At 53.9% G+C, this 4154-nt stretch carries 2 protein-coding genes; both read left to right on the plus strand.

Annotation, left to right across the window (positions count from 1 at the left end):
* The coding region (locus tag B2W52_RS14385) for a putative bifunctional diguanylate cyclase/phosphodiesterase (protein WP_286803649.1) at positions 1-1663 on the plus strand (1663 nt) is incomplete at its 5' end.
* A 9-nt stretch (positions 1664-1672) separates the two neighbouring features.
* A complete protein-coding gene (locus B2W52_RS14390; RefSeq protein ID WP_053113418.1) occupies positions 1673-4039 on the plus strand; it encodes a sensor domain-containing phosphodiesterase in 2367 nt (788 codons plus the stop codon).
* The last annotated feature ends 115 nt before the right edge of the window (positions 4040-4154 follow it).

Raw genomic sequence — 4154 nt, forward strand, 5'->3', positions numbered from 1 at the left:
AGAGGAGCGCTATCGGGAAATCGTCCAGGCGCAGAAACAGTTTATCCTTCGCCTCGACAGCGATTTCCGCATTACCTTTGCTAATGCCTCATTTACCAGGGCCCTGGGCACAGAGAACACCGACATTATCGGCGCCCCCATCACGGTCTTCTTCAATGAACCGGGCCACCATATCCGTCAACGACTGGCCTCACTGTTCAATGATAAGGATGCGTCTGAAGAGATTGCCGTCAAAGTGACGATGATTGGAAAAGATGGCGCGCAAACGCTGGTCGAATGGAGCTTTCGAAGGACCTCGGCGCCCGGAAGCGATGATGCCGAGGTACAGGGCTTTGGCATCGACGTATCTGAACAGGAGCAGGCACTCCAGCAGGCACACTACCTCAGGACACACGATCCTTTAACTGGTTTGCTCAACAAACAAACACTGGTTGAAGATTGCAAGGTCTGGTTCAAAAGCGCCAGTCCCGGGGCGCTCCTCTTCATCGATATTGAACATTTCAGCCTTATCAATCAGCGTTATGGCTACGAGATTGGCGATGCAGTTCTTATCAAGCTTGCCAACCGTATCGGTCGCGCTATTCAGCGCGCCAATCATTGCGCGCGCGCAGGAGCGGATACGTTCCTTGTCGCACTGCATGTCAGCAGCCGTGCAGACGCAGAGGCTATTGCTGAACGCATTGTCGACTACGTTTCGAAGCCTTTTAAACTTCGGGAAAACCAGTTGAACGTGAGGGCAACCATCGGGATTGCGATGTACCCTGCGGATTCCGGGGTTGTTGAAGTATTACCGGAATTGGCGGAGTCCGCCAAAGGGTCTGCACGGCGACGCAACCAGCGTATCGGCGTTTTTGATTCCGAACATCACAGGGTTCTTCATCGGCAAATAGAAATAGAGCAGGGGCTGAAGGATGCCATCGAGAATCGGCAACTGGCAGTCTATCTGCAACCAAAATACAAGTGTGCTGATCGATCGATAGCCGGCTATGAGGCTTTGGTTCGCTGGCACCATCCAAAGGAGGGATTTGTCTCTCCGGGTGAATTTGTTCCCATCGCGGAAAAATCCTCTCTGGGCCTGGAGCTGGATCGGTATGTTCTGAGTCAGGTTTTTGCACTTATATCGACCGCTCGAGCCACGATTCCCGGTTTCCCACCGGTCGCCATCAACATAACACCAGCACACTTTTCACAGGCGGATTTCCACAAGTGGGTATTGGCGAGCATCGCAGAGGCGCAGATTCCGATCGAAAGCGTCGAACTCGAGATTACCGAGGGTGCGGTCATGGAACGGTCGGAAGAAGCCCATCATAACCTTGATGCGCTTCGCACCCAGGGTGTCCGTATCGCTATTGATGATTTCGGCACTGGTTACTCTTCACTGAACTATCTGCGATACCTCGGCATTGATGACCTGAAAATCGACAAAACCTTTGTGGATGAGGTCTCGACGGAAAAAGGAGCAGTGATCGTCAAATCCATTATTGATATCGCCGTCGCTCACAATATTCAGGTTATTGCAGAGGGCGTAGAAACTGTTGAGCAGTTCGAACTGTTACGTGAAATGGGTTGTCATCTGTGCCAGGGCTATCTACTGTCGAGGCCGTTACCTGTTGAAGAAGCCATTGAACTTTTTTCCCAGCAGTCGTCTGGTCAAACAAGGTGAGTCAGAACCATGGACAGCAGTACCCTGGAGAAGCGTCGGCTCACAGCACTTGAGCGCCTGGGCATCCTTGATACGCCCCCGGAAGATCGGTTCGAAAGGCTCACCCGGATTGCCCGCCAATACTATGGCGTGAAAACCGCGCTCTTTTCGATAATTGATAGCGAACGGCAGTGGTTCAAATCCCGCCAGGGCCTCGAAGCCAGCCAAACCCCCCGCTCCGTTGCTTTTTGCGATTACGCAATCCAGCAGGACAAGGCGTTTATAGTGTCGGACGCCACGAAAGATCCACGCTTTTCGCAAAATCCCCTTGTGACCGGCTTCCCCAATATTCGATTCTATGCCGGCATGCCGGTGCGCGAGCCAACCGGTTTCAAAATCGGCACGATCTGCATTATCGACGATAAGCCGAGGGATTTCGGGGAATTGGACCTCGATATCCTTCGCAACCTGGCCACGATGATAGAAGACGAACTCGAGCGAACCTACCTGTCGATCGAAAACCATGAGTTCGTCGAGGTTTCCCACCTCAACCGGTCGATCCAGAGGGCCCTGAACGTCTTTCTTACCAGTGATAACCAGCATGCTGCCTTCGAGCAAATGCTGAATGACATGCTGTCTCTCACAGGCAGCCAGTTCGGTTTCATCGGTGAAACCCTGTTCCGGCCCAACGGCGACCCTTATCTGAAAATCGGCGCGATCACCAACATTGCCTGGAATCCGAAAACACAGGCGCTTTACCAGCAGGTGGAAAGGCGAGGGCTGGTTTTCGACCGCCTTGATACCCTAATTGCCCTTCCGATGACCACGGGAGAAGTTGTGGTCTCGAAGGATGTTACCACCGACCCCCGCCGTGGAGGATTGCCGGAGGGGCACCCAAACATCGACGCCTATATCGGCATTCCGGTCTTCTCGGGCGATCAACAGGTGGGGCTCGTAGGGCTGGCCAATCGCCTCGGGGGATATAAGGTCAGGCTAGCCGAAGAGTTGGAGCCACTGCTACAAACCCTCGGGAACCTGATTGAACGGAAGCGCCTGCATCACGAAAAACAACAGCATCAGGAACGCCTTGAAAAAGCCGCCAATTATGACGCCCTTACTGGGTTGCCCAACCGCCGGAGACTCACGGAAATCTTCACCCAGGAGCTCCATGAGGCTAATCTCCGCCATGGCACGGTGGCGCTCTGCTTCATTGATCTGGACGGTTTCAAAGCCATCAACGATCACCACGGCCATGCATTGGGCGACGCTGTTCTGAAGATCATTTCCGAACGTCTGAAAGCCACTATACGGCAACACGATGCCATCGGCAGACTCGGGGGCGATGAATTCGTCGCTGTTCTCAGGGATGTCGAAGACTCAACAGTCTACAACCGGATTCTGGAAGCTATCCGCCGGCCCATCAGCTACCAGAATGCCGTCATGAAACTGTCGGCCAGTATGGGGGTGACCGTTTATCCCGATGACGCCGAAGACCCGGACACGCTGCTTCGGCATGCCGATCAAGCCATGTATGCGGCCAAAGATTCGGGAAAGGATACCTATAGCCTGTTTGATCTGGCGTCTCACTTTAATCGCAAGGAGCGAGTTCGTGTACTCGAACAGGTTGACGAAGCGCTGGCGAAAAAACAGTTCGAACTCTACTACCAGCCGAAGATCAACTACCGCACCGGAACGGTTGAGGGTTTTGAAGCACTGATTCGCTGGAACCACCCGGAGGAGGGACTCCTTTCCCCGGCGCGCTTTCTGGAGCACCTGGAGTTTACCGACTACGCCAGACAGGTTGGACTGTTCGTGATGGAAAGCGCGGTCAGCGTGATCTGTGACTTCATGAGCCTGGGGCTGCCGTATACTCTCAGTATCAACCTCAGCCCCTCCCATTTCCTGAGTGAACACTTCCCGGACGATATCACAGGCACGCTGAACGAGTGCCCTCACGAAGTGCGTGACCGGCTGATCATTGAAATCCTGGAAACGACGGCATTGGACGATACCACTACCGTCATGAAGAATCTCAGTGTCTGTCGCAATACCGGTCTTTGCATCTCCCTGGACGATTTCGGAACCGGCTACTCGTCACTGAATTACTTCCGGACATTGCCGGCCCAGGAAGTAAAAATCGACCGAACCTTTGTGGGCGATCTGATAGGAAACCAGGATAACTCGATGATCGTAGAAGCTATTTTACGCCTGTCCCAGAGTTTTCAGAGGCGCACTGTGGCGGAAGGGGTGGAGACCGCCGAGCAGGAACAACGTCTCCTCGAACTTGGCTGTGATGTCGGACAGGGCTACCGGTACAGTCCACCTCTGCCACTGGCAGAAGCGCTCGACTGGGCCAATAATTTCAATTGGGCTCGTTACCATTCGGGCCACAACTAGCCGCGAACAAGCGGCGTTCGTGTGAGGGATCACATGCACCTGACTGCAGAAACCAGGCTCAATGCCATTCTTGACGGCACCGGGGCAGGCACCTGGGAATACAACCTGGACACCG

The sequence above is a fragment of the Marinobacter sp. UBA2498 genome, from assembly GCF_002341575.1.
GTDB classification, from domain to species: domain Bacteria; phylum Pseudomonadota; class Gammaproteobacteria; order Pseudomonadales; family Oleiphilaceae; genus Marinobacter; species Marinobacter manganoxydans.